This is a genomic window from Gordonia mangrovi, assembly GCF_024734075.1.
In the GTDB taxonomy this organism is placed as follows: domain Bacteria; phylum Actinomycetota; class Actinomycetes; order Mycobacteriales; family Mycobacteriaceae; genus Gordonia; species Gordonia mangrovi.
This window is the reverse complement of record NZ_CP102850.1, coordinates 4,361,197-4,386,154: the sequence shown is the minus strand read 5'-3', so window position 1 is coordinate 4,386,154 and position 24,958 is coordinate 4,361,197. Positions and strand designations below refer to the sequence as shown.

28 protein-coding genes and 1 tRNA gene are annotated in these 24,958 nt (G+C 68.2%); 11 read left to right on the top strand and 18 right to left on the bottom strand.

Annotation, left to right across the window (positions count from 1 at the left end; genetic code table 11):
- The first annotated feature begins 80 nt into the window (after nucleotides 1–80).
- Nucleotides 81–683, top strand: a complete 603-nt coding sequence (locus NWF22_RS19940) for a thymidine kinase (protein WP_160902734.1) — start codon at nucleotides 81–83, stop codon at nucleotides 681–683.
- Between the two features lie 19 nt (nucleotides 684–702).
- Here NWF22_RS19940 and NWF22_RS19935 read toward each other — a convergent pair whose 3' ends face one another.
- Nucleotides 703–1,161, bottom strand: coding sequence for a CinA family protein (locus tag NWF22_RS19935; protein ID WP_258321221.1), 459 nt, complete (start codon nucleotides 1,159–1,161; stop codon nucleotides 703–705).
- Nucleotides 1,162–1,266: 105 nt separating this feature from the next.
- Nucleotides 1,267–1,351 (bottom strand) — tRNA-Leu (locus tag NWF22_RS19930).
- Nucleotides 1,352–1,429: 78 nt separating this feature from the next.
- Here NWF22_RS19930 and NWF22_RS19925 point away from each other — a divergent pair.
- From NWF22_RS19925 to NWF22_RS19915, 3 genes are all read left to right on the top strand, one after another.
- Nucleotides 1,430–1,867 carry a transcriptional regulator gene (locus tag NWF22_RS19925; RefSeq protein WP_160902735.1) on the top strand — a complete coding sequence of 146 codons (438 nt, stop codon included), beginning with the start codon at nucleotides 1,430–1,432 and terminating at the stop codon, nucleotides 1,865–1,867.
- Nucleotides 1,864–2,208: a DUF3817 domain-containing protein gene (locus NWF22_RS19920; protein ID WP_160902736.1), complete on the top strand. Its 345-nt coding sequence runs from the start codon at nucleotides 1,864–1,866 to the stop codon at nucleotides 2,206–2,208. Before NWF22_RS19925 ends, NWF22_RS19920 begins: the two co-directional genes overlap by 4 nt.
- A gap of 178 nt (nucleotides 2,209–2,386) precedes the next feature.
- Nucleotides 2,387–3,526: a glycosyltransferase gene (locus NWF22_RS19915; protein WP_160902737.1), complete on the top strand. Its 1,140-nt coding sequence runs from the start codon at nucleotides 2,387–2,389 to the stop codon at nucleotides 3,524–3,526.
- Here NWF22_RS19915 and NWF22_RS19910 read toward each other — a convergent pair.
- The 11 genes from NWF22_RS19910 to clpS all read right to left on the bottom strand — a co-directional run bounded on the left by NWF22_RS19910 (nucleotide 3,506) and on the right by clpS (nucleotide 11,108).
- Entirely contained in the window at nucleotides 3,506–4,120 is a 615-nt protein-coding gene (locus NWF22_RS19910) for a non-canonical purine NTP pyrophosphatase (protein ID WP_160902738.1), read from the bottom strand. The genes NWF22_RS19915 and NWF22_RS19910 overlap by 21 nt on opposite strands.
- Nucleotides 4,120–4,875, bottom strand: coding sequence for a ribonuclease PH (gene rph / locus NWF22_RS19905; RefSeq protein ID WP_160902739.1), 756 nt, complete (start codon nucleotides 4,873–4,875; stop codon nucleotides 4,120–4,122). Before rph ends, NWF22_RS19910 begins: the two co-directional genes overlap by 1 nt.
- Before the next feature lie 51 nt (nucleotides 4,876–4,926).
- The gene (locus NWF22_RS19900; protein WP_160902740.1) at nucleotides 4,927–5,694 is read right to left on the bottom strand and encodes a cyclic nucleotide-degrading phosphodiesterase; all 768 of its coding nucleotides are present in this window, start codon (nucleotides 5,692–5,694) and stop codon (nucleotides 4,927–4,929) included.
- A gap of 97 nt (nucleotides 5,695–5,791) precedes the next feature.
- Nucleotides 5,792–6,592 carry a glutamate racemase gene (murI, locus tag NWF22_RS19895; RefSeq protein WP_160902843.1) on the bottom strand — a complete coding sequence of 267 codons (801 nt, stop codon included), beginning with the start codon at nucleotides 6,590–6,592 and terminating at the stop codon, nucleotides 5,792–5,794.
- Nucleotides 6,589–7,227, bottom strand: coding sequence for a rhomboid family intramembrane serine protease (locus NWF22_RS19890; RefSeq protein WP_160902741.1), 639 nt, complete (start codon nucleotides 7,225–7,227; stop codon nucleotides 6,589–6,591). The genes murI and NWF22_RS19890 overlap by 4 nt, the downstream gene beginning before the upstream one ends.
- 20 nt (nucleotides 7,228–7,247) lie before the next feature.
- A complete protein-coding gene (locus tag NWF22_RS19885) occupies nucleotides 7,248–8,234 on the bottom strand; it encodes a PLP-dependent cysteine synthase family protein (RefSeq protein ID WP_160902742.1) in 987 nt (328 codons plus the stop codon).
- Nucleotides 8,235–8,237: 3 nt separating this feature from the next.
- Nucleotides 8,238–8,513 (bottom strand): MoaD/ThiS family protein, encoded by a 276-nt coding sequence (locus NWF22_RS19880; RefSeq protein ID WP_160902743.1) that lies wholly within the window; start codon nucleotides 8,511–8,513, stop codon nucleotides 8,238–8,240.
- 6 nt (nucleotides 8,514–8,519) lie between these two features.
- On the bottom strand, nucleotides 8,520–8,927 hold the full coding sequence (locus tag NWF22_RS19875; protein ID WP_160902744.1) for a M67 family metallopeptidase: 408 nt from the start codon (nucleotides 8,925–8,927) through the stop codon (nucleotides 8,520–8,522).
- 154 nt (nucleotides 8,928–9,081) lie between these two features.
- Nucleotides 9,082–10,176, bottom strand: coding sequence for a P1 family peptidase (locus NWF22_RS19870; protein WP_160902844.1), 1,095 nt, complete (start codon nucleotides 10,174–10,176; stop codon nucleotides 9,082–9,084).
- A 14-nt stretch (nucleotides 10,177–10,190) separates the two neighbouring features.
- Complete coding sequence (aosR, locus tag NWF22_RS19865; RefSeq protein ID WP_160902745.1) at nucleotides 10,191–10,766, bottom strand: oxidative stress transcriptional regulator AosR; 576 nt, start codon at nucleotides 10,764–10,766, stop codon at nucleotides 10,191–10,193.
- Between the two features lie 18 nt (nucleotides 10,767–10,784).
- Complete coding sequence (gene clpS / locus NWF22_RS19860) at nucleotides 10,785–11,108, bottom strand: ATP-dependent Clp protease adapter ClpS (protein ID WP_160902746.1); 324 nt, start codon at nucleotides 11,106–11,108, stop codon at nucleotides 10,785–10,787.
- Nucleotides 11,109–11,123: 15 nt separating this feature from the next.
- On the opposite strand from clpS, the gene NWF22_RS19855 reads away from it, so the two are divergent.
- The 6 genes from NWF22_RS19855 to glgB all read left to right on the top strand — a co-directional run bounded on the left by NWF22_RS19855 (nucleotide 11,124) and on the right by glgB (nucleotide 20,033).
- Nucleotides 11,124–11,687 carry a hypothetical protein gene (locus NWF22_RS19855; RefSeq protein WP_258321220.1) on the top strand — a complete coding sequence of 188 codons (564 nt, stop codon included), beginning with the start codon at nucleotides 11,124–11,126 and terminating at the stop codon, nucleotides 11,685–11,687.
- Between the two features lie 11 nt (nucleotides 11,688–11,698).
- Entirely contained in the window at nucleotides 11,699–13,003 is a 1,305-nt protein-coding gene (locus NWF22_RS19850; RefSeq protein ID WP_160902747.1) for a nicotinate phosphoribosyltransferase, read from the top strand.
- Nucleotides 13,004–13,027: 24 nt separating this feature from the next.
- Nucleotides 13,028–13,624 carry an isochorismatase family protein gene (locus NWF22_RS19845; RefSeq protein WP_160902748.1) on the top strand — a complete coding sequence of 199 codons (597 nt, stop codon included), beginning with the start codon at nucleotides 13,028–13,030 and terminating at the stop codon, nucleotides 13,622–13,624.
- Between the two features lie 10 nt (nucleotides 13,625–13,634).
- Nucleotides 13,635–15,722 (top strand): ATP-dependent DNA helicase, encoded by a 2,088-nt coding sequence (locus tag NWF22_RS19840; RefSeq protein ID WP_160902749.1) that lies wholly within the window; start codon nucleotides 13,635–13,637, stop codon nucleotides 15,720–15,722.
- 77 nt (nucleotides 15,723–15,799) lie between these two features.
- Nucleotides 15,800–17,800, top strand: coding sequence for an alpha-1,4-glucan--maltose-1-phosphate maltosyltransferase (locus tag NWF22_RS19835; RefSeq protein WP_160902750.1), 2,001 nt, complete (start codon nucleotides 15,800–15,802; stop codon nucleotides 17,798–17,800).
- Complete coding sequence (gene glgB, locus NWF22_RS19830; protein WP_160902751.1) at nucleotides 17,724–20,033, top strand: 1,4-alpha-glucan branching protein GlgB; 2,310 nt, start codon at nucleotides 17,724–17,726, stop codon at nucleotides 20,031–20,033. Before NWF22_RS19835 ends, glgB begins: the two co-directional genes overlap by 77 nt.
- Before the next feature lie 94 nt (nucleotides 20,034–20,127).
- Here glgB and NWF22_RS19825 read toward each other — a convergent pair whose 3' ends face one another.
- The 5 genes from NWF22_RS19825 to NWF22_RS19805 all read right to left on the bottom strand — a co-directional run bounded on the left by NWF22_RS19825 (nucleotide 20,128) and on the right by NWF22_RS19805 (nucleotide 24,347).
- Entirely contained in the window at nucleotides 20,128–21,117 is a 990-nt protein-coding gene (locus NWF22_RS19825) for a tetratricopeptide repeat protein (protein WP_258321218.1), read from the bottom strand.
- A 4-nt stretch (nucleotides 21,118–21,121) separates the two neighbouring features.
- The gene (locus NWF22_RS19820; RefSeq protein WP_160902753.1) at nucleotides 21,122–22,348 is read right to left on the bottom strand and encodes an MFS transporter; all 1,227 of its coding nucleotides are present in this window, start codon (nucleotides 22,346–22,348) and stop codon (nucleotides 21,122–21,124) included.
- A gap of 50 nt (nucleotides 22,349–22,398) precedes the next feature.
- Complete coding sequence (locus tag NWF22_RS19815; RefSeq protein ID WP_160902754.1) at nucleotides 22,399–22,704, bottom strand: thiamine-binding protein; 306 nt, start codon at nucleotides 22,702–22,704, stop codon at nucleotides 22,399–22,401.
- A gap of 10 nt (nucleotides 22,705–22,714) precedes the next feature.
- Nucleotides 22,715–23,074: a DUF3817 domain-containing protein gene (locus tag NWF22_RS19810; protein WP_160902755.1), complete on the bottom strand. Its 360-nt coding sequence runs from the start codon at nucleotides 23,072–23,074 to the stop codon at nucleotides 22,715–22,717.
- Between the two features lie 67 nt (nucleotides 23,075–23,141).
- A complete protein-coding gene (locus tag NWF22_RS19805) occupies nucleotides 23,142–24,347 on the bottom strand; it encodes an acetyl-CoA C-acetyltransferase (protein ID WP_160902756.1) in 1,206 nt (401 codons plus the stop codon).
- Between the two features lie 81 nt (nucleotides 24,348–24,428).
- Here NWF22_RS19805 and mce point away from each other — a divergent pair, with 81 nt between their 5' ends.
- On the top strand, nucleotides 24,429–24,920 hold the full coding sequence (gene mce, locus NWF22_RS19800; RefSeq protein WP_160902757.1) for a methylmalonyl-CoA epimerase: 492 nt from the start codon (nucleotides 24,429–24,431) through the stop codon (nucleotides 24,918–24,920).
- Nucleotides 24,921–24,958: the final 38 nt, after the last annotated feature.

The following is a 24,958-nucleotide window of genomic DNA, read 5'->3' as shown; positions in this document are numbered from 1 at the left end:
GACCACGACGGTGACCGGCAGATGACTTCGTACACGATGATGCCGCGCACGCCGGCGGTGTGTACGGCATCATCGTGTCGATGACGGCGAGTGACGCGGAGCTGATCTTCTATCACGGGCCGATGGGCGCCGGGAAGTCCACTTTCGCCTTGCAGACCCACTTCAACCAGGGGCAGCAGGGACGATCGGGCCTGCTGTTGACCACGATGGACCGCAGCGCAGAACCGGTGGTGACCAGCCGCATCGGCCTGCGCGCGCAGGCACTGGCACTCGGGGCCGAGGACGACGTGTACGCCATCGTCACCGATCGGCACCACTACGACCCGCTCGACTACCTTGTGTGCGACGAAGCCCAGTTCCTGACGCCGGAGCAGGTGGAGCAGCTGGCCCGGGTCGTCGACGACTGCGGCGTCGACGCGTTCGCCTTCGGCTTGCTCACCGATTTCCGGTCGGCGCTCTTCCCCGGTTCGGCGTGCCTCGTCGAGATCGCCGACGAGGTGCATCGGATGCAGGCGATCGTGCTGTGCTGGTGCGGCCGGCCGGCATTCCTGAACGCCCGCATCGTCGACGGGCAGATCGCGCGCACCGGAGCGGTGGTCGCCGTCGGCGACACCGGCGACGGACCGGTCATGTACCGCGCGCTGTGTCGTCGACACTACGTGGAGGGACGCGCGAAGCCCTGACCTCGGGCGCGTCGTCACCTCAGGACTGCAGTCGTTCGTGCAGCAGGGTGAGCGCGAACGTGATGGTGGCCGTCACGATCTCGGCGGGCTCGCCGTCGAACAGTCGGCAGGAGCTGGTCACCTCCCCGCCGTCGAAAGTGCCGAACCACACAGTGCCGGGATCGTCCTCCTGACTCTGCGGACCGGCCTCACCGGTCACCGCGACCACCAGATCGGCCTCGAGCAGCCGCGCCGAACTCGTGACCATCGCTTCGGCCGCCGCGGCGCACACCACCGGCCCGTCGGGGACCTGCAGCAAGTGATGTTTGACCTCGGGTCGGTACGCGATGATCCCGCCCGAGAACCAGTCGCCCGACGACGGCGCACGACTGAGCCGCGCGGCGATGTTGCCTCCGCTCAGCGATTCGGCGACACCGATGCGTCGCTGCGACGCCTTGCCGGCGATGTCCTCACACAGCTTGTCGAGATCATCGGACACCAGTGCCTCCTTGCATCGGCGAAACCCAATGCAGTGGTTGTGCCCACCCGCGCGGCCGGCGAAACCGATGACGTCGCGGAGAGTGTGGTGACGTCGCACATCCGGTGGTGCGCGAGGGGGGACTTGAACCCCCACGTCCGAAGACACTGGAACCTAAATCCAGCGCGTCTGCCAATTCCGCCACTCGCGCGTGTCGCCGGCCACACCGGCGCCCGGGACAGCCTACCGCCCGCGGGCCGATCTGTGCTGGCCAGGTACCGTCGAGGGTATGTCATCTGGTTCCTCCACCGCCGGACGCCGACATCGTCCGGCGCTGATCGCGCTGGTGGTCGTCGCGGCCACCGCGTGCCTGGTGCTCGCGTGGTGGCAGTGGGATCGATACGAGTCGTCGTCGGGCACGGCGCAGAACCTCGGCTATGCGTTGCAGTGGCCGGCGTTCGCCGTCGCGGTGCTGTGGGCGTACCGGCGCTTCGTCGTGTTGGAGGTTGACCCCGAGGAACGACGCAAGGCGGCCAACGAGGCGAGCGGACCGACCGAGATCCCGGCGGGAATCCTCCCGGATCGGCCCTCGACCCCGAGCGCGTCGTCGCTGACCGGTGCATCGTCGGCGGGAGACGACGCCACGCTGGCCGAGTACAACAGTTATCTGGCCGACCTGGACAGGTCTGACACATCCGAGAAGAGCAGTGAGGAACGCCCGAGGTGACCGAGACGACCGACCCCACCACCGGAACGCCCGTGGCCAAGGTGCGTGGTGCGCTGCTGCGCTACCGCATTCTGGCCTGGATCACCGGTCTGTGGTTGCTGCTGCTGGTCGCCGAACTGGTGCTCAAATACGGCTTCGACGTCGACGCACTGGACTTCGTGCCGATCGTGCACGGATGGGTCTACTTCGTCTACCTCATCTTCACCATCGACCTCGCCATCAAGGTGCGGTGGCCGCTCGGCAAGATCATCCTCACCTGCATCGCGGGCACCATCCCGTTCCTGTCCTTCTGGTTCGAACACGTCCGGACCAAGGAAGTGAAGGCTCAGTACGGGTTGTGACGTTCTCGCGCGTCCGGTTCCCTTTCGCGCATGCAGTTTCACGCGCGCTTGATCATCCGACGCGCGAGCTCGTCGGCACCTCCGATCGACCGACCGCACCCAGAGCTTCATGAGGTGATCGCCACCGCGTGACCCCGGCGTCGTCGTCCGTTCACGCTTCCCGGACAACACTGAGCGCGTGCGCATCGTGCAACTCGCCAACTTCTACGGCGCCCGCTCCGGCGGAATCCGAACCGCGGTCGATCGCTGGGGTGCCGGCTATGTGGCGGCCGGACACGAGGTGATCCTCGTGGTGCCGGGCCACCACGACGGTGCGGAAACACTGCCGACCGGTGTGCACCGGATATCGGTACGCGCTCCCCGGCTGCCACTGTCGGGTGGCTATCGGGTGGCGTCGCCCGGGCGCGTCGCCGACATCCTGCGCCATCTGCGCCCCGACGCCCTCGAGGTGTCGGATCGGCTGACCCTACGCGGCTTCGGGCAGTGGGCGCGCGCCCGCGACATCCACTCCACGATGGTGTCGCACGAACGCCTCGACCGATTGCTCGGCATAGCGCTGCCCCGCAGCGCGGCGCGCACGATGGCCGACGAGGCCAACCGGCGAACGGCACGCTCCTTCGACACCGTGGTCTGCACCACCGATTTCGCCGCCGCCGAGTTCAGCCGGATCGGCGCGACCAATGTCCGGCATGCCCCGCTCGGCGTGGACCTCGAGATGTTCGATCCGCAACACGCCGACCCCACCGTCGGCGCACGCTTCGCCGACGAGACCACCACACTGATCACCCACTGTGGCCGCTTGTCGCCGGAGAAGCGTGCCGACCGGAGCATCGCGGCCATCGCCGAGCTGCACTCCGCGCGGCGCCGCGTACACCTGGTCGTCGCCGGCGACGGCCCTCGCCGCGGCGCGCTGGAGCGCGCGGCGAGAGGCCTGCCGGTGACCTTCCTCGGGCATGTCGCCGACCGCAGGCAGGTGGCTGCGCTCCTGGCGACCACCGAGATATCCCTCGCGCCAGGACCACACGAGACGTTTTGCCTGTCGGCGCTGGAGTCGTTGGCGTCGGGTACGCCGGTCGTCGCATCCCGATCGTCGGCGGTGGCGGGACTGGTCGATCCGACCTGCGGCGCGCTGGCCCACAACAACGCCGCCGGCTTCGCCGAGGCGATCCAGCAGGTGCTCGAAATGCCGCGGCCGGAACGGGAATCGGCGGCGCGCCGCCGCGCCAGCTGCTTTCGGTGGCCGGACTCGGTCGCCCGGATGTTGGCGATCCACCACGGAGCCGACGGCGGCGCGGTGTCAGTCGGCCAGCGACCGTAGCGACGGCACGAGTTGCGCCAGCGCCTTGCCGCGGTGACTGAGCACGTCCTTCTCCTCGGCGGACAGTTGCGCCGAGGACCGGCCGGCGGCGACCTCGTCGTCGGGAACGAACAGCGGGTCGTAGCCGAAGCCGTTGTCGCCCTGCGGCGCCCGCAACAGGGTGCCACGCCATTCGCCGCGGACCACGGTCTGCTGCCCGTTCGGCACGACGAGCGCGCACGCCGACACGAAGGCGGCGCCACGGCGCTCGTCGGGGACGTCGCCGATCTGGGCGAGCAACAGATCGTTGTTGGCCCGATCATCGCCGTGGCGACCGCTCCAGCGCGCCGAGAGGACGCCCGGCATGCCGTTCAGCGCGTCCACCGTCAATCCCGAATCATCTGCCAGACAGGCCATCCCGGTAGCCCGCGCACCGGCTACGGCTTTGATCAACGCATTGTCCTCGAAGGTGGCGCCGGTCTCGGGTTCCTCTGGATAGTCGGCCACCGCATCGAGGCCCACCACCTCCACGCCGGTGATGCCGGCACCGGCGAGGACGCGACGCAGTTCGGCGAGCTTCTTGGCGTTTCGGCTCGCGACGAGCACAGTCGACATCAGGACCCGGTGGGCAGCGTGCCGGGATACGGCTCGGCCAGCACCTCGCGCTGCGCCTCGAAGAGCTTGTCGGTGCCGACCATCGCGATGTCGAGCAGCTTGTCGAGGGTGGCACGCGGGAAGGTGGCGCCCTCTCCGGTGCCCTGCACCTCGACCAGGGTGCCGGCGTCGGTGGCGACCACGTTCATGTCGACCTCGGCGCGCGAGTCCTCCTCGTAAGGCAGGTCGAGTCGGACGCGGCCGTCCACCACGCCGACGCTCACCGCGGCGATCATGCACGACAGCGGCTGTGGGTCTTTGAGGCGGCCGGCCGCCTTCAAGTAGGTGACCGCGTCGGCGAGCGCGATGTAGGCGCCGGTGATCGCCGCGGTACGGGTTCCGCCGTCGGCCTGTAGCACGTCGCAGTCGACGGCGATGGTGTTCTCACCGAGGGCAGCCAGGTCGATGCAGGCGCGCAGCGAACGACCGACCAGGCGACTGATCTCGTGGGTGCGGCCACCCACCCGTCCCTTCACCGACTCGCGGCTCGAGCGCTCATGAGTGGACGACGGCAGCATCGCGTACTCGGCGGTCAGCCAGCCCAATCCGGAACCGCGCCGCCATGGCGGGACGCCCTCGGTGACGCTGGCCGTACACATCACCCGGGTGTCACCGAATTCGACCAAGACCGACCCCGCCGGATGCGAGGTGAACCCGCGGGTGAAGGTGATCGGTCGCAGTTCGTCGTCGGCCCTGCCGTCAGCTCGTGTGGTCACGGATCCAACTGTAACGACCGGCCCGTCGCGCCGATCGAGGCGGGAGCGGCGTCACGGGACGAGGTCGAACACCTGTCCCGGTCGGACCAGATCCACGGGCCCGGAAAAGGTCGAGCACGCCTCGGCCAGAATCTCCTCGGCATCGAACCAGGGCGCGAGATGGGTCAGTGCCAGGGCTCGGGCGCCGGCCTTTGTCGCGATCTGACCGGCCTCGTATCCGGACAGGTGCAGGTCGGGCGGTCGTTCCTCGGGCGCGTGGGTCCAGGTGGCCTCGCAGAGGAACACGTCGGCCCCCTCGGCGACCTCCACCACCTCGTCGCAGACGCCGGTGTCGCCGCTGAAGGCCACCACCTGGCCGTCGGGTCCGGTCACCCGCAACCCGTAGGTCTCCGGTGGATGATTCACCCGGACCGGTGTCACCGTCATCCCGTGCAGTTCCACATCCACCCGGTCCTGCCACTCGATGGCGTCGAACGTGTCGGAGATGTCGTCGACCTCGCCGGCGACCTCGGCAGAAGCCGCCCCGACGCGCACCGCAGTGCCCGGCGGACCGTACAGGCGAGCCCGCTGGGCAGCCGGATTGGGCGCATATCGCCGCCACACCAGCATCGCCGGCAGATCCAGACAGTGATCGGCGTGCAGGTGACTGAGCATCACGTCGACATCGGCCGGATCGGTGCGACTCTGCAATTCACCGAGGACCCCCGGACCGCAATCCATCAGCACCGGCCGCTGTCCGTCGACCGCCAGGAGGTATCCCGAGCAGGCGCTGCCGGGCCCGCCCACACTTCCGGAACAGCCGAGGACGGTGAGGCGCATACGCCCTACTGTGCCACGCCGCGGCGCCGCCCTGTCCGGCTACGGGTCACAAGTGTCCAACGATGGTCTGGGCGCGAGCTGAGAATCTGCTCACGTATTACAGGTGCTGCACCTGTCCGATCGTGGGACCGAGGAAGCGGGTCGACAGCCGGGCGAAGAACTCCGGATCGCCGGTGGCGCGGAACTCCCGCACCGCATCGCGATCGCCGTGCGGGTGCAGCAGATCGAGTTCGGTGAGCACGCGAAAGAGGTCCTTCGCGGTCTCCTCGGCACTGGACACGAGTGTGACCTGATCGCCCATCGCGAGTTGGATCACCCCCGACAGCAGCGGGTAATGGGTGCAGCCGAGGACCACCGTATCCACGTCGGCCTGCTGCAGCGGTTCGAGATAGCCCTGCGCGAGGCCGAGAATCTGTCGCCCGCTGGTGATGCCGCGCTCCACGAAGTCGACAAAGCGGGGGCAGGCCACGGCGGTGATCTCGGCGTCGCGGGCCGCGGCGAACGAATCCTGATAGGCACGCGAGGCGATTGTCGCCCGGGTCCCGATCACGCCGATGCGGCCGGTCTTGGTGGCCACCACGGCACGCCGCACCGCCGGCAGGATCACCTCCACCACCGGGATCGGGGCGTAGCGTTCCCGCGCATCCCGCAGGCAGGCAGCCGATGCGGTGTTGCATGCGATCACAATCGCTTTCACCTGCCGCGCGGCCAGGTCGTCGCCGATCGCCAGGGCGTGCCGCCGGATGTCGGGGATCGGCAGCGGGCCGTAGGGGCCGTTGGCGGTGTCGCCGATGTAGACGACGTCCTCGTCGGGCAAGAGGTCGATGATGGCGCGGGCCACCGTCAGCCCCCCCACACCGGAGTCGAAGATCCCGATGGGTGCGTCCTGGGCTGTTATGGCCGCACCCCCGGGGCCTGCGGGCTGCCGCTCTTCGCGGCCTTGCGCCGGTCACGGTCGGCGAGGTACCAGGCCGCTAGCACACCACCGATGGCGCCGAAGAGGTGTCCCTGCCAGGACACGGTCGGGTTCGTCGGGAGCACTCCCCACAAGATCGACCCATAGATGAGGAACAGGACGACGCCCCCGAGAATCTGCCAGATGTCGCGGTTGAACAGCCCACGCACCAACAGATAGGTCAGCCAGCCGAAGATGATGCCCGACGCGCCGACGGTCACCGTGTACGGCGGCGCGAAGAACCACACACCGAGACCCGAGACCAGCCAGACGATGGCGGTGACGATGACGAACCGTCGGGTCATCAACACCAGGAAGCCGAGCACCAACCCCGGCAGCAGATTGGCGAACAGGTGCGCCCAGTCGTCGTGCAGGAACGGGGCCCAGAGAATGCCGTCGAGTCCGTCGATCTGACGCGGCTCGATCCCCGCCTGATCGAGATCGTAGTTCGTCGCCGCGTCCACGGCCTCGACGACGAACAGCAACGCGGTGATCGCGGCCATGATGATCACCGACCGCTGCCACAGCGGGCGGGCGCCCGTGGTCGGCGATCCAGGCGGCGCGGGGTTGACGGTCATGGCTCTTCCTGTCGGTGCGGTCACGCCCAGAGCTGGCCCTCGAGAGCCTGCTCTGCTTGCTCCAGGCTACCTTCGTAGGCGCCGGTCGACAGATACTTCCACCCCGCGTCGGGGATGACCAGCCCGATGTCGGCGCGCTGACCGTTCTTCATCGCCTTGCGGCCGATGCCGCGTGCGGCCTGCAGGATGGCTCCGGTCGAGATGCCCGCGAAGATGCCCTCGGTGTCGATGAGTTCACGCACCCGGGCCACGGCGTCGACGCCCTGCACGGAGAACCGGCGGGTCAGCACCGTGTCGTCGTAGAGCTCGGGGACAAAGCCCTCGTCGATGTTGCGCAGACCGTAGACCTCATCGCCGTAGCGGGGTTCGGCCGCGACGATCTCGATGTCGGGGTTCTGCTCACGCAGGTAGCGACCTACGCCCATCAGGGTTCCGGTGGTGCCGAGCCCCGCGACGAAATGGGTGATCTCGGGCAGATCCGCGTACAGCTCGGGGCCGGTGCCCTCATAGTGGGCGAGCATGTTGGCCTCGTTGCCGTACTGATAGAGCATCACCCAGTCGGGGTGTTCGGCGGCGAGTTCCTTGGCCATGGCGACGGCGGTGTTGGAGCCACCCGCCGCCGGCGACGAGATGACCTGCGCGCCGAACATCGTCAACAGCGACCGGCGTTCTTCCGAGGTGTTCTCGGGCATCACGCAGATCAGCTGATAACCCTTGAGTTTGGCGGCCATCGCCAGCGAGATCCCGGTGTTGCCGCTCGTCGGCTCCAGGATGATGGAGCCGGGCGACAGTGCGCCGTCGCGCTCGGCCTGCTCGATCATCCGCAGTGCGGGCCGATCCTTGATCGAACCGGTGGGATTGCGGTCCTCGAGCTTGGCCCACAGCCGTACGTGCGGGCCGCCGTCGGGATCACTCGGGTCCGAGTCGTCCCATCTGGGCGACAGACGCTGTAGACCGATCAGCGGGGTGTGCCCCACCGACTCGATCAGCGAGGAGTAGCGCGCCACGGCCTACTGTCCGCCGGCGACGGCGGGCAGGATGGTCACATCGTCGCCGTCGTCGATCGAGGTACCGAGTCCACCGGAGAAGCGGACATCCTCGTCGTTGACATAGACGTTGACGAAGCGATGCAGTTTGCCTTCCGCCACCAGGCGTTCCTTGATGCCCGGATTGGCCGACTCGAGGTTGTCGATGACCTCCGACAACGTGGAACCGCTTGCCTCGACCCGCTTCTCACCCCCGGTGTGGGTGCGCAAGATGGTCGGGATGGACACGGTTACGGCCATGCTGGGTCAGCTCCTGATCTCGATCGGCTCTTCGGTCACCACACCATCGACAATGCGATAGCTGCGGGTCTCCGCGGTCTCGGCGTCCCGGGTGGACACCAGGACATAGTGGGCGTTGGGCTCGCTTGCATACGAGATGTCGGTGCGGCTCGGGTATGCCTCGGTCGCGGTGTGCGAGTGGTAGATCACGACGGGTTCCTCGTCGAGTCGGTCCATCTCCCGCCACACCTTCAACTGCTCGGCCGAGTCGAAACGATAGAAAGTCGGTGAGCGCTCGGCGTTGATCATCGCGATGAACCGATCCGGACGATCGGACCCCTCGGGACCGGCGATCACCCCGCAGGCCTCATCCGGGTGGTCGGCGCGTGCGTGCGCGACCATCGCATCAACCAGCTCCTGGCTGATCCTCAGCACTCGTCTCCTCCTGACATCGGTCACGACGTTTGGGGCACCGCGCCGCCGGCGCGAAACTCAACGGTCAACCACAACGTCGCTGCCGACCACGCTATTCCTCGACGGCTGACGCCAACGCCCCGGGGCGATCACGATCGCGACAGGTGGGAACCGCTCAACGCAACGCCGACGCCAACACCTCGCCAAAGGACGGGATACCGGCCACCGGCCGCGCACTGATCACCGCATTGACGATGGCCCGCTGCACGACAAGCGCGGATGCGCGGCACACCTCGGCCAGCACCGCGACGTCGGGGTTCATCCCCCGCGGCACCTCGGGAATCGCGTCCGGACGACGCTTCGCGGTGGCCACCGCGAAGATGGTGTCACCGTCGAGCGGCGAGTGCGCAGGCACGATCGCCCGGGCCAGCCCATCGTGGCCGGCCATCGCCACCCGCTTCACCGAGGCCGCGTCCAGCGACGCATCGGTGGCGACCACCCCGATGGTGGTGTTCAGCACGGTCTGCTTCGCCGTCAATTCGGCATGGTGGGCGATCTCGGCGGGATCTGGTGACGCCAGACCATGGTGCGCGAGATCGTCGGCGGTCGCCGACCACGGCAGACCGGTCGTGGGGTCGATCACGGCGCCGACCGGGTTGGCGACCATCACCGCGCCGACGGTGATCCCGGCGGCCGGCCCGTCGGTGAGGGTGGTCGACGCCGTTCCCACGCCACCTTTCATCGCGCCTGCCCGTGCACCGGCACCGGCACCGACGCTCCCGACGGCGAACTCCGGCGTCGCCGACGCGAGCGCTTCTCTACCGAACTCGGCGTCCGGCCGACGGTCCCAGGCGCCGACCGGCAGGTCGAAGATGACCGCGGCCGGCACGATCGGCACCACATGACCGTGCTCATCCATGACGAGGCCGACACCCGCCTGCTCGAGACCGGCCATCACGCCGTCCGCGGCGGCCAGGCCGAATGCACTGCCGCCGGTGAGCACGATCGCGTGGGCGGTCTGCACGGTGTTCGACGGGTCGAGCAGATCGGTTTCCCGGGTGCCGGGGCCGCCACCGCGAACATCGACCGCACACACCGCATCCGGCGCGTCGATCCGCACCACCGTTGTCCCGGTCGCCCACCCCCGACCATCCACGGTGCCATCCGCGGCAGCCACCGTCACGGCGTCATCGATCCGAGTCGCATGGCCCACCGAGATACCCGCCACCTCCGTGATCCGGTCACCCGCCGGAGCCGTCGCGCCGGGCATCTGCGATGCGCCGGTCACATCAACGACTCGACGAGCAGTTCCTGCATCACCGTCAACCAGTGGTACACATCGAGGTGCGCCGCATGCGGATGCTCGGGCGGAAGTTGATCCGGTGTGTCCTCGGAGATGCCGAGCATCGCGCCCAGCGCCAGACGCACGTCGTTGAGCGCGGTCAGCCACTCCATCGCCTGTGCCTCGGTGAGCGCCAAGTCGCCCCCACCACGCGGAAGCGTGTCCAGCACCACCCGGGCGGCGGTCAGTTTGGCCTCGATGATGTGCGGCTCGTGCACACTGCGTAGTGCGCTGTTCACGTCGCCGTTGACGACGTCGGCGGCCAGCTCACGATCCTGGTCGGGCCGATGGAAATCCGGCAGCAATCGGCCCAGTGTCACATCGGACGGAGCTTCGGTGTGGCCCACCCGGATACCGGTGAGCTCCGACAACTCGTCGCGAGGTGCCGAGGCGTCGCGTTCGGTCAACAGTTCCTGCATCGAGCCGATCATCGACGCCAACAGTTCGACCTCGTGCGGGTCGAGTTGTGAGCAGATGCGCAGCGACGAGCCGCGGCCCTTGCGTTTCCAGGTACGCACGTGTTGCCGATTCTCCGTTCAACTGTCCCGCTGCATGGTGGCCCACAGACCGGCCGCATGCAGCTTTCGGACGTCGCCCTCCATCTTGTCGCGCTCCCCGGCCGACACCACGGCCTTGCCCTCGGTGTGGACCTGCATCATCAGCTGGTTCGCGTGCGATTCGGAGTAGCCGAAGACCTTCTGGAACACGAAGGTGACGTAGCGCATCAGATTGACCGGGTCATCCCAGACGATGGTGACCCACGGCCGGTCCAGCGCGGCGGCGTTCTCGGCGAGCTCCGGTTCGACGACGGTCGTACCACCGGGCCCACCATCGTCGCTCCGCTCGCTGCGACAACCCACGTCGCTTCGCTCGCTGTGGAATCTCCCGTCGCTTCGCTCGCCCTGGAATCTCCCGTCGCTTCGCTCGCCCTGGAATCTCCCGTCGCTTCGCTCGCCCTGGAATCTCCCGTCGCTTCGCTCGCCCTGGAATCTCCCGTCGCTTCGCTCGCCCTGGAATCTCCCGTCGCTTCGCTCGCCCTGGAATCTCCCGTCGCTTCGCTCGCCCTGGAATCTCCCGTCGCTTCGCTCGCCCTGGAATCTCCCGTCGCTTCGCTCGCCCTGGAATCTCCCGTCGCTTCGCTCGCCCTGGAATCTCCCGTCGCTTCGCTCGCCCTGGAATCTCCCGTCGCTTCGCTCGCCCTGGAATCTCCCGTCGCTTCGCTCGCCCTGGAATCTCCCGTCGCTTCGCTCGCCCTGGAATCTCCCGTCGCTTCGCTCGCCCTGGAATCTCCCGTCGCTTCGCTCGCCCTGGAATCTCCCGTCGCTTCGCTCGCCCTGGAATCTCCCGTCGCTTCGCTCGCCCTGGAATCTCCCGTCGCTTCGCTCGCCCTGGAAGGTAGCCTCGTGCGCACTAGTCTCGTCAGGCGCCATACGACATAGGGTAAGCGATTGTGACCATCGACAACACCGCCCTGCTGACCGATCAGTACGAGCTGACCATGGTCTCGGCCGCGTTGCGTCATCCGATGGCGCACCGCCCATGCGTGTTCGAGGTGTTCGCGCGCCGCCTGCCCGATGGTCGCCGATACGGCGTCGTGGCGGGCACCGGACGGCTGATCGACGAACTCGCCCGCTTCCGCTTCGGCGAGGAGGAGCTGGCATCGGTCAGTCGATTCCTCGACGACGACACGGTCCGCTGGCTGCGCGACTACCGGTTCACCGGCGACATCGACGGCTACCGCGAAGGTGAGCTGTACTTCCCCGGCTCCCCCATCCTGTCCGTGCGTACGACGTTCGCCGAGGGCGTGCTGCTGGAGACATTGATCCTGTCCATCCTCAATCACGACAGTGCGATCGCGTCGGCGGCGGCCCGGATGGTCAGCGCCGCGGCCGGGCGGCCGATCATCGAGATGGGTTCGCGCCGCACACACGAACGTGCGGCGGTGGCGAGTGCGCGGGCCGCATATCTGGCCGGCGTCGCCGCCACGTCGAATCTCGAAGCGGCACGTACCTATGGGGTGCCCAGCGCGGGCACCGCGGCCCACGCATTCACGCTCGGCTTCACCGGCCCGGACGGCCCGGACGAGAAAGCCGCTTTCGCCGCGCAGATCGAGGCACTGGCGATCGGCACCACGCTGCTCGTCGACACCTACGACATCACCCAGGGTGTCCGCAACGCGATCGACGTCGCCGGGACCGGACTGGGCGGGGTCCGGATCGACTCCGGCGATCTGGGCGTACTCGCCCGTCAGGTACGCGACCAGCTCGACTCGCTGGGCGCCACCGACACCAAGATCGTGGTGTCGGGCGACCTCGACGAGTACGCCATCGCCTCGCTGCGGGCCGAACCCGTCGACACCTACGGGGTGGGCACGTCGTTGGTCACCGGCAGCGGCGCACCCACCGCCGGCATGATCTACAAGCTCGTCGAGGTCGATGGTCTGCCCGTCGCGAAACGGGCCAGCCACAAGGAGTCCAAAGGCGGCGCCAAGCGGGCGGTGCGGGCAGCTCGGGCCTCGGGCACGATCGTCGAGGAAATCCTCTACCGCACCGTCGACGATCCGCCATCGTCGGATGGATTGACGCTGCGACCGTTGCAGATCCCGCTGGTACGCGGCGGCGATCCGGTCGACGGCCTACCGACTCTCGAGAACGGACGCACACACCTCGCGGATGCGCTCGTGAGCCTGCCATGGGAGGGTTTGGGCCTGTCCCACGGAGATCCCGCCGTCCCCACCCGCTACGTACTCGGTTAGCCAGGAAGGACTCACACCACAGTCATGGCAGAACATGCCCCCAAGGACCACGCCCTGATCGTCGTCGATGTCCAGAACGACTTCTGCGAGGGCGGTGCGCTGGGCGTGAACGGCGGCGCGGCGGTCGCGCACGCCGTCAACCAGATCCTGGGCGACTACCGCACCGTGGTCGCGACGCGCGACTATCACATCGATCCAGGCGATCACTTCTCCGAGAAGCCCGACTACGTGGACTCCTGGCCGCCGCATTGCCGGGTGGGCACCGACGGCGTCGCGTTCCATCCCGACTTCGCTGACGCCGTCGCGCACCAGGTGTTCGACAAGGGCCACTACAGCGCCGCCTACTCGGGCTTCGAAGGTGCCGCCGACGGCGTCACTCTCGCCGAGTGGCTGCGCGATCGGGGCATCACCCATGTCGATGTTGTCGGGATCGCCACTGACCACTGCGTGCGCGCAACCGCGCTCGACGCGGTCCGCGAGGGGTTCGACACGCGGGTGCTGCTGAACTTCACCGCTGCCGTGTCCGCCCAAACCGCGAAGAAGGCACTCAAAGAGATGCGGGACGCCGGCGTGGAACTCGACGGTGATCTGATCTACGACGGTTCGTCCGGCAACGGGTGACGACCTCCGCATGACCTCTACCCCTTCGGTGATCTCCCTGCTCGACAGCGCGGTCACCGCGCTCGGCGGACGCCGACGCGAGGGCCAGCTGCGCATGGCCTCGGCGGTCGCCCACGCCATCGACACCGGCGAACACCTGGCCGTCCAGGCCGGCACCGGCACCGGAAAATCGTTGGCCTATCTGGTCCCGTCGATCCGTCATGCCGTCGTGTCCGGCCGCACCGTGGTGGTCTCGACTGCGACGATCGCACTGCAGCGACAACTGATCGAGCGTGATCTGCCGCGCGTGGCGGCCGCGTTGGCCGGTCCACTCGGCCGCGAACCCACCTTCGCGATTCTCAAGGGTCGCGGCAATTACCTGTGTCTGAACAAGATCCACAGCGGAACGGCCGAGGAGCCGGCGAGCGAACTGTTCGACGCATTCGAGTTGTCGCGCACCGGACGCGAGGTGACCCGCCTACGGGAGTGGACCTCCGACACCGAGAGCGGCGATCGCGACGATCTGAGCCCGGGGGTCTCCGACCGGTCCTGGCGCCAGGTGAGCGTCTCGGCGCGGGAGTGCCTGGGGGCCGGCAACTGCAGCTACGCAGAGGACTGCTTCGCCGAACGTGCGCGCCGTGCCTCGGGTCAGGTCGACGTCGTGGTCACCAATCACGCACTGCTGGCCATCGACGCGACGAGTCCGGCCAACATCCTGCCCGAGCACGACGTCGTGGTGATCGACGAGGCGCACGAGTTGGTCGATCGCATCACGTCGGTGGCCACCGCCGAGTTGTCGGGAGCGGGCATCACGCTGGTCGCCCGACGCTGCGGCAAGTTGCTCGACGACGAGACCACCGATGCGCTGCTCGGTGCGGCGGAGATGTTCGACGGCCTGCTCGCCGAGATGCCGGCACGGGAGTGGACGCGGTTGCCTTCCGGCGTTCCGGCGGCCTTGGCGAGCTTGCGGGACCGGTTGTGGCTTGCGCGCAACGAGATCGGTCCGGTGCGGATGCCCGGCAGCAGCGGTACCGATGACTCGGCGGCGGCCCGCTCGGCAGCACTCACCTCGCTGGAGGACGCCCACGACACCGTCGTCCGACTCCTCGGCGCGTTCGACAGCCCCGACGAGTCCACGCGGCGCGACGTCGTCTGGCTCGCACACGACAAGGTCGGCAGTGACACCCGGGCGGTGCTGCGGATCGCGCCGCTGTCGGTGGGCGGGCTGCTGCGGGCGTCGTTGTTCGCCGACGCCACCGTCGTCCTCACCTCGGCCACGCTGACCATCGGCGGCAACTTCGATGCACTCGCGGCGACCTGGGGTCTGCCCGCGGCGGGCCGACGCGACACCGACGGCGCCGACCCGCAGTCGGAGGACCCACCGGTCGCCGACATCGGTGCCATGGCGCACGGCGCCGCCGCACCCGCCGACAACACTCCGCCACGCTGGCGCGGCGTCGACGCCGGCTCCCCCTTCGACTACCCGAAGTCGGCGATCCTCTACGTCGCCCGCCACCTGCCGCGGCCGGGGCGTGACGCGATCGCCGAACAGACACTCGACGAGCTGGCCGGTCTGGTCGCCGCCGCCGACGGGCGCACGCTCGGGCTGTTCTCGTCAATGCGTGCGGCCCGCGAGGCCGCCGATGCGATCCGGGATCGCGTCGATCACCCGGTGCTCTGCCAGGGCGAGGACACCACCGCCGCGCTGGTCCGGAAGTTCGCCGACGACCCGCAGACCTGCCTGTTCGGCACGCTGTCGCTGTGGCAGGGCGTCGACGTCCCGGGCCCGTCCTGCAGTCTCGTGGTGATCGACCGCATCCCCTTCCCCCGCCCGGATGACCCGCTGCTCACCGCCCGGCAGCGCGCTGTGGAGGCTCGTGGCGGCAACGGCTTCCTCACCGTCGCCGCCAACCACGCGGCGCTGTTGCTGGCGCAGGGCGCGGGACGGTTGTTGCGTTCCACCGACGACCGCGGTGTCGTCGCGGTTCTCGACTCCCGGCTCGCGACGGCCGGATACGGTGGGTACCTGCTCGCGTCGCTTCCGCCGTTCTGGCGGACGACCGATGGTGATCTGGTTCGTTCTGCGTTGGGCAGACTGGCCGAGATCCCCTACGGTTGAGGCGGGCAGGGACGCCGGCGCCACCGAGCACCGCCGCACATGGGTCATGTCAGGGGTTGGATGAGAGGAGGCCGCCGGTGATCGGGCGGATGGGGATCGACGATATCGCGCCTCTGGTGTCCGCCGGGCAGGTACCGGCGAAAGCTGTTGTCGGTGAGCTGATCCCGATATCCACCACAGCGTGGCGGGAAGGTCATGACGCGATCGGCGTGACCGTGCACATCGACGGTCCCGACCAACGCCGCCTGGATGTGCGGATGGAACCGGCGACCGAACCCGATGTGTTCAACGCGGCCTTCGTCCCCGACGCCGTCGGGTACTGGGTGTTCCGGATCGAGGCCTGGAGCGACCCGTATGCGACGTGGCGATCCGGGGTGCTCAAGAAGGTCGACGCCGGTCAGGGCGTCGGCGATCTCGCCAACGACCTCGAGACCGGCGCGCAGATCCTCACCGCCGGCCGAGACGTGGTGCCCGTCGATGCTCTCGAGATCCTCGATGACGCCATCGAACAACTGCGCGCCCGCCGCCGCCGGGTGGAGAACCGGATCAATCTGGCGGTCTCCGACGAGGTGGCCGAGCTGCTGACCACGTATCCGGTCCGCGAACTGGTGACCAAGTCCCGGTCCTACCGGGTGTGGGTTGATCGACGTCGGGCGCTGTTCGGTTCCTGGTACGAGTTCTTCCCGCGGTCGACCGGCGGGTGGGACCACGAGGGCAACCCCGTACACGGCACGTTCCTCACCGCCGTCCACGACCTGCCACGTATCGCCGGGATGGGATTCGACATCGTCTACCTCCCACCGATCCACCCGATCGGCAAGGTCAACCGCAAGGGCCCCAACAACACGCTCGTCGCGGGCCCCGACGACGTCGGCTCGCCGTGGGCGATCGGTTCCGACGAGGGCGGACACGACGCCATCCATCCCGAGCTCGGTTCGCGGGAGGACTTCGCGTACTTCATCGCGCGGGCCGGCGAACTGGGGTTGGAGGTGGCCATCGATCTGGCGCTGCAGTGCGCCCCCGACCACCCGTGGGCCCGCGAACACCCCGAGTGGTTCACCACCCAGCCCGACGGGACGATCGCGTACGCGGAGAACCCGCCCAAGAAGTACCAGGACATCTATCCGCTGAACTTCGACAACGACCGCAACGGTCTCTACCGCGCGGTGCTGACGATGGTGCAGGGCTGGGTGGCCATGGGCGTCAAGATCTTCCGGGTCGACAACCCGCACACGAAACCACCCAACTTCTGGGAATGGCTGATCACCGAGGTGAAGAAGCGCGACCCGGATGTGTTGTTCCTCTCCGAGGCGTTCACCCGTCCCGCGCGCCTGTACGGGTTGGCCCGCATCGGGTTCACGCAGTCCTACACCTACTTCACCTGGAAGACCGAGAAGTGGGAGCTCGAACAATTCGGCCGCGAGATCGCCGGCCATGCGGACGAGGCCCGGCCGAACCTGTTCGTCAACACTCCCGACATCCTGCACGCCAGCCTGCAGCACGGCGGGCCGGGGATGTTCGCACTGCGCGCGGCGCTGGCGGCGACGATGGCCCCGACCTGGGGTGTCTACAGCGGCTACGAACTCTACGAACACGTGGCCGTCGCCGAGGGCAGCGAAGAGTACCTGCACTCGGAGAAGTACGAGTTGCGTCCGCGCGATCACAAGGCCGCCACCAGTCGTGGCGAATCACTGGATCCGTGGATCACCAGCCTCAACGAGATCCGGCGTCGGCATCCCGCGTTGCAGCAACTGCGCCACATCACGTTCCATCACATCGACAATCCGGCACTCATCGCCTATTCGAAGTTCGATCCGGTCAGCGGTGACCGGGTCATCGTGGTGATCAACCTCAACCCCTTCGGGACCGAGAGCTCGACGGTCTGGCTGGACATGCCGGCCCTCGGCTTCGAATGGCAGGACCGGTTCACCGTCATCGACGAGGTATCCGGTCAGGAGTTCCATTGGGGACAGGCCAATTACGTCGCGCTGGAACCCTGGCATGCAGTGGCGCACATTCTGGCGCTGCCGCCCCTGGACGCAGCCGCCGCCCGACGACTCGCCTACCGGATGCAGTGAGGTTGACGTGACCAGAACCGACAACGGCCCCCGCCCCGAACCATCGGCCTCCGACCACGATCTGCGCCGACTGTTCAGCCTGACCCATCCCGACCCGCACGCCTTCCTGGGCGCGCACGAGGCGTCGGGAGGATGGACCATTCTGCGGACTCTGCGGCCCGATGCGGTGGCCGTCGTCGCGGTGATCGGCGGCGTCGATCACCCGATGGCGCGGCAGAGTGACGACCTCTGGGTCGTCGCGGTGCCGTTCGCCGGCCTGATCGATTACCGACTGCGGGTGACATACCCCAATGCGGGCGGTGGCACCGACGAGTACGTCGTCGCCGACGGCTACCGGTTCCTGCCGAGTCTGGGAGACATCGACGTCCACCTGTTCTCCGAAGGGCGTCACGAATCGCTGTGGGACATCCTCGGCGCTCGGATCGTCTCCTACACGACGCCGGATGGCGAGGTGCGCGGCACCGCCTTCGCGGTGTGGGCACCCAACGCCCACGGCGTCGCGGTGATCGGCGATTTCGACAACTGGACCGGACGTCAGGCACCCATGCGGATGATCGGCAGCAGCGGCGTCTGGGAGGTGTTCCTCCCGGATGTCGCCGCCGGCACGCGGTACAAGTTCCGCATCCACGGCGCGGACGGGATCATCCGCGAGAAGGCCGACCCGATGGCCCGGCAGACGTTGCCCCCGCCCTCGACGGTCTCGGTGGTCAGCGAGTCCTCGTTCACCTGGACCGATGACGACTGGATCGCCCGACGCGAAGCCGCCGACGTCGCGGCCGAACCGATGAGCGTGTACGAGGTGCACATCGCCTCGTGGCGTGCGGGTCTGTCGTATCGGGAACTGGCCCATGAACTCGGCGACTACCTCGTCGAGAAGGGATTCACCCACGTCGAGTTCCTGCCGGTCGCCGAGCACCCCTTCGGGGGATCCTGGGGCTACCAGGTCACCTCCTACTTTGCGCCGACGGCGCGTTTCGGCTCGCCAGACGACCTGCGGTTCCTCATCGACCATCTGCATTCGCTGGGGATCGGTGTGATCGTCGACTGGGTGCCGGCCCACTTCCCGAAGGACGACTGGGCACTGGCCCGCTTCGACGGCACCGCGTTGTACGAAGACGGCGATCCCATGCGCGGTGAGCAACTGGACTGGGGCACCTACGTCTTCAACTTCGGCCGCCGCGAGGTGCGCAACTTCCTGGTCGCCAACGCCCTGTACTGGTTCGACCAGTTCCACATCGATGGACTGCGCGTGGATGCGGTGGCCTCGATGCTGTATCTCGACTACTCCCGACCGGCCGGTCAGTGGCGTCCCAACATCTACGGCGGCCGCGAGAATCTCGAGGCCGTACAGTTCCTGCAGGAGACCAACGCGACGGTGCACAAGCATTTTCCGGGTGCCGTCACCGTCGCCGAGGAGTCCACCGCGTGGCCTGGCGTGACCCAGATGACCAATCTCGGCGGACTGGGATTCACGTTCAAGTGGAACATGGGGTGGATGCACGACACGCTCGGTTACCTCGGTCGCGACCAGGTGCATCGCAGCTTCCACCACCACGAGATCACGTTCTCGCTGATGTATGCATGGAGTGAGAATTTCGTGCTGCCCATCTCGCACGACGAGGTGGTGCACGGCAAGGGCACCCTGTGGAGCCGGATGCCGGGCGACTCGTTCACCAAGGCGTGTGGCGTCCGCGTGCTGTTGGCCTATATGTGGGCGCATCCCGGCAAGCAGTTGCTGTTCATGGGTCAGGAGTTCGGTCAGACCGGCGAGTGGGCCGACAACCGCAGCCTCGACTGGTTCCAGATGGAGGGGTGGGAAGGCGAACTGCACGCAGGCATCTCGGCCCTGGTCACCGACCTGAACCGGGTCTATCGCAGCAGCCCGGCTCTCTACAGTCAGGACACCACACCCAACGGCTACGAGTGGATTGACGCCAACGACACCGCCAACAACGTGATCAGCTTCTTGCGGTTCGGCCGGGACGGATCGGTAATGGCGTGCCTGTTCAACTTCTCCGGCAGCGAGCGCGCCGATCACCGCGTCGGGTTGCCCCGCTCGGGTACCTGGAACGAGGTCCTCAACACCGATTCGGTCGCCTACAGCGGAGCCGGCAAGGGCAACCTCGGCAGTGTCGTCGCCGACGGCCCGGGCTGGCACGGCCGCGAGACGTCGGCGCAGGTGACGATTCCCGCCAACTCGGCGGTTTTCCTCGCCCCCGCCGACCAGCCCTGAGCAGCCACCCCCGAACCCCGTCGTCCGGGGATAGACCGTCGGCCCCAGTCGACGCGAAACAGCGCCCAGTCGACGGGCGGGGTCGGACGAGCGGTCAGTAGAGCGCGGTGGCCAGCTTGCGGCGCGCGGCCACGACGAACGGTTCGGCCGGGTCGAACAGCTCGAACAGTTCGAGCAGTCGGGTACGCGCCCGGGTGCGGTCGTCGCCGGCGCTGGTCTTCACCACGTTGATGATGCGGTCGAACGCCGCCTCGGGCTGCTGCCCGAGGAGCAAGACATCGGCCGCCGCGAGTTGGGCGTCCACGTCGGCAGGTGCGGCGGTGTCGACGATGGCCGGATCGTGGGCCTGCGCGCGCAGGACGAATTCGAGGTTGCTGGCGGCCGATGCGGCTTCCACGTTCTGCGGCTCGGCCTCGGCGATGGCCCGGTAGTCGGCCAGCGCGCCCGCGAAGTCTCCACCGTTGAGTTTCTCCTCGGCGGCCACCATTCGGGGGTCGTCCTGCTCGGGTTCGGCATCGGCCGGGGCCGCCCCGGGCAACACGTCGGCGAGCTGCGAGAGAATCTCCCCCACCCACTGCGAGATCTCCGCCTCGGACCGCACACCGTTGAACGCCGCCACCGGCTGTCCCTGGGCGATGGCGACGACCATCGGGATGGACTGCGCACGGAAGGCCTGCGCGATGCGCGGGTTGGCGTCGACGTCGATCTTGGCGAGCACCCACGCGCCCTGCGCCTGCCCCGCAAGCTTCTCCAGCACCGGCGACAGCTGCTTGCACGGTCCGCACCAATCGGCCCAGAGATCGACGAGCACGAGTTGCTGCTGAGACCGCGCGAGCACCTCGGTTTCGAAGGTGGCCTCGGTGACGTCGAGGACACCACCGCCCGAGCCGGCGCCGCTTGCACCCGCCGGCGCACCGTCCGGACCCGCCGGCGGTGCCGACGGTGCCGGTCGAGAACCCTGTTGCCGCTGCGCGTCGGCACGTTCTTTGAGGGCGGTCAGGTCGACCGCGCCCGACATCGCTACCGCTGCCGCCTGCTGACGGGCGGCCGCTGCCGCCTGCTGCCGATTCGTTGGTCGAGTCACCTCTCTAGTGTGGCATGCCGCGCGATTGCCGATCTGCGGCATCCGCGCTCGGCCGAACCACGCCGGCCGCGCACGCCGCGAACACCAGCGCGGCGATCGCCACGACCAGGCCGACGCCCAGACTGCTGCGGCTGCCGATGAACCCGACGACCGCCGGGCCGGCCAGCATGCCCAGATATCCGCACCCGACGACCAACGAGATCGCCCGGCCGCTCGCCTCCTGAGTGAGGTTGCCCGCAGCGGTGAAGATCTGCGGGATGAGTCCGGCGAGCCCGATGCCGAAAATGGTCCAGCCCGCGATCGCCCAGCCGGCGGCGGGTGCCAGCACGGCCACCGTCATCCCAGCGAGTCCGATCAGCGCGCCCGCCCGCACCACCACCATCGGGCCCACCGCGGCCGCGATCGGATCGATGCCGAACCGGGCCAGGGTCATCGCCGCGCTGAATGCACCGAAGGTCAGCGCGCCGACAGACTCCGGTGTCCCGAACGTCTCGACGACGTGGAGCGCACTCCAGTCGTAGGCCGTGCCCTCGGCGAGCATCAACGCGAACGCCACGGCGGCCAGGGTGAGCAATCGCCGCCGATCGATGGCATGCCACCACCGGCTCGGCCGGTCACCGATCGGAGCAGCGGTGGCGGCGTCCTCGTCGACGCCGGGCACCAACAGATCTCGGGAGACCGCCAGCGCCACGAACAGACCGAACACGGCCGATGCCGCCACCGTCGCGATCACGCCGACATCGAGCCAGAGGGTCAACGCCACGATCCCGGACCCGAGCAGGCTCCCCACCGAGAAGAATCCGTGAAACGACGACATGATCGGGCGCCGATAGCGCCGCTCGACGGCCACGGCCTGCGCGTTCATCGACACGTCGAGGGCGCCGTTGGCGAAACCGAACGCCGCCAGCGCCAGCGCCAGCGACACGAGCCCGTCGGCGAGGACGGGACCGATGATGACCAGCGAGAGCAGCCCAGCCGCGAGCACCGTGGTCGGCCGCGATCCCCAGCGGTCGATGATGGGCCCGCACAGTTGCATGCCGACAAAGGCGCTGCCGCCGAGCAACAGCAGCAGCGCCCCGAGTTGGTCGGCGGACACACCGGTCCGTGCCACGATCACCGGAATGTGGGCCACCCACATCGCGGCGAGGAAGCCGTTCAGTGCGAACACCGCGACCACAGCCACCCGCGCACGGCGATCGGTGGTCGCCACGGCAATTCGGGGACGCGTCATGGCGCCATGGTGTCAGGCCGCCACTCGGGTCATTCCAGCAGCCGGTCGGGTCAGTCCAACAGCCGGTCGACGCGCTCCACCTTGCCGGTGAGCTCGTCGGAGTGACCGGGCCGGATGTCTGCCTTGAGCACCAGACCCACCCGCGGTGCATGGGCTGCCACGGCGTCGGCAGCACGCTTGACCACGGCCATCACCTCATCCCAGTCACCCTCGAGATAGGTGAACATCGCGGTGGTCTGATGGGGTAGCCCGGACTCACGCACCACGCGGACGGCCTCGGCGACCGCTGCGCTCATCCCGCCGTCCGCGTCCACGGCGTCTCCGCCCGACGGACTGAGGCTGAACGCGACGATCATCGGCGGGCGCTCAGGCCGCCACGCGCTGCGGCGCGGGGTCTGCGGACAGTTCGGCGAGATGACCGTTGCGCTGCGCCCACCATTCGAACACCAGCGTGCCGAACGGCGGGATGGAGGACACGAGCGCCAGCGCGGTGACCGTCAAGCTCCAGCGCAGCTGTACGGCCGTGATGAGCGAGACCAGGACAAAGACGACAAAGACGATCCCGTGCACCATCCCGGGGATCGCGACCGCCTCCTCGTGACCGAGCACCCACTTGAAGAACATGGCGATCAGCAGGGCCAGCCAGGTGACGGCTTCCAGCACGGCGACGAACCGGAAGCGTTTGGCCGGGGTGGTGAGATCGAAGAATTGCGACATGGCTTCCATTGTGCCGAACCGCCGAGACTTCTACGACAAGGTGTAGTAGAAGTCTCCTGCGGGACGACGGTTCGCGTCAGTTCTTGGGCACCCGCACGATCAGGGCATCGCCCTGACCGCCGGCCCCGCACAGAGCGGCGGCGCCGATGCCACCGCCACGACGCTGCAGTTCCAGCGCCAGATGCAGCGTGATCCGTGCACCGGATGTACCGATCGGATGTCCGACCGCGATGGCACCGCCGTTGACGTTGACGATCTCCGGATCGATCCCGAGTTGCTTGGTCGAGGCGAGTCCGACCGCGGCGAAGGCCTCGTTGATCTCGACGAGGTCGAGATCGGCCGGCGCGATCCCGGCGCGCGCACACGCCTTCTCGATCGCGTTCGCCGGCTGCGCCTGCAGTGAGGAGTCCGGTCCGGCCACCACACCGTGCGCACCGATCTCGGCCAGCCAGGTCACCCCCAGCTCGGTGGCCTTCGCCTTGCTCATCACGATCACCGCAGCCGCGCCGTCGGAGATCTGCGATGAGTTGCCGGCGGTGATGGTGCCGTCCTTGCGGAAGGCCGGACGCAGCCCACCGAGTGAGTCCGCGGTGGTGTCGGGGCGCACACCCTCGTCCTCGGCGAACGAGATCGGGTCGCCCTTGCGCTGCGGGATGCTGACCGGAACCACCTCGTCGGCGAAGACACCGTTCTTCCAGGCGATCGCCGCCCGCTGGTGGCTGACCGCAGCGAATTCGTCCTGCTCGGCGCGGGTGAAACCGTCGGTGTCGTTGCCCTGCTCGGTCAGTGCCCCCATCGGCTGGTCGGTGAACGCATCCCACAGGCCGTCGTAGGCCATGTGATCGACGAGTTCGGTGTTGCCGTACTTGAAACCGCTGCGGCTGCCCGGCAGCAGATGCGGTGCCTGCGTCATCGACTCCTGGCCGCCCGCGACCACGCAGTCGAACTCCCCGGCACGGATCACCTGATCGGCCAGCGCGATCGCGTCGATACCCGACAGGCACATCTTGTTGATGGTCAGCGTCGGCACGTCCCAGCCGATACCCGCCTTGACCGCGGTCTGGCGCGCCGGCATCTGGCCGGCGCCGGCGGTCAGCACCTGCCCCATGATCACGTACTCCACCGCCGAGGCGGGCACGCCTGAACGCTCCAACGCGCCCTCGATGGCGACGGCGCCGAGATCGACGGCGCTGAATCCCTTGAGCGAGCCCTGCAGGCGGCCGAAGGGCGTCCGCGCCCCCGCGACGATGACCGTCGAGAACTGATCGGTGGACGTGGACATGTGGGGACCTCCAACATCGGCCGAGCAGGCAGACCGAGCGCCCGCTCTGTGAGCTTCTACCCTCAACGCTACCGTTAGGACATGAGCACCTCAGCAACAGACCCCGCCACCTCGGCGACCGCCGTCATCGCCGACCTCGTCACCGCCATCGACCATGTCGGGATCGCCGTCCCCGATCTCGAGGCGGCCAAGAAGTGGTATCTCGACCACCTCGGCTTCGAGACGCTCCACGAGGAGACGAACACCGAACAGGGGGTCGTCGAGGCGATGGTCGGTCCCGTGTCCGCGAGTGCCGCGGGCGGAGCGGTGATCCAGCTCCTCGCCCCGCTCAACGACGAATCGACGATCGCGAAATTCCTCGACCGCAACGGTCCGGGACTGCAGCAGCTCGCGGTGCGGGTCACCGACGTCGACGCCGTCACCGAACGCCTCACCGCGGCGGGTGTGCGCGTGCTGTACCCCCAGCCACGCCGCGGTACCGCGGACTCGCGGATCAACTTCGTTCACCCGAAGGACGCCGGCGGCGTGCTGCTCGAACTGGTCGAACCCGCGGGCGACGCCACCGCTCACTGACCGCGCGGTTGACCGATTCCCGAGGTCACCGGCGCGGG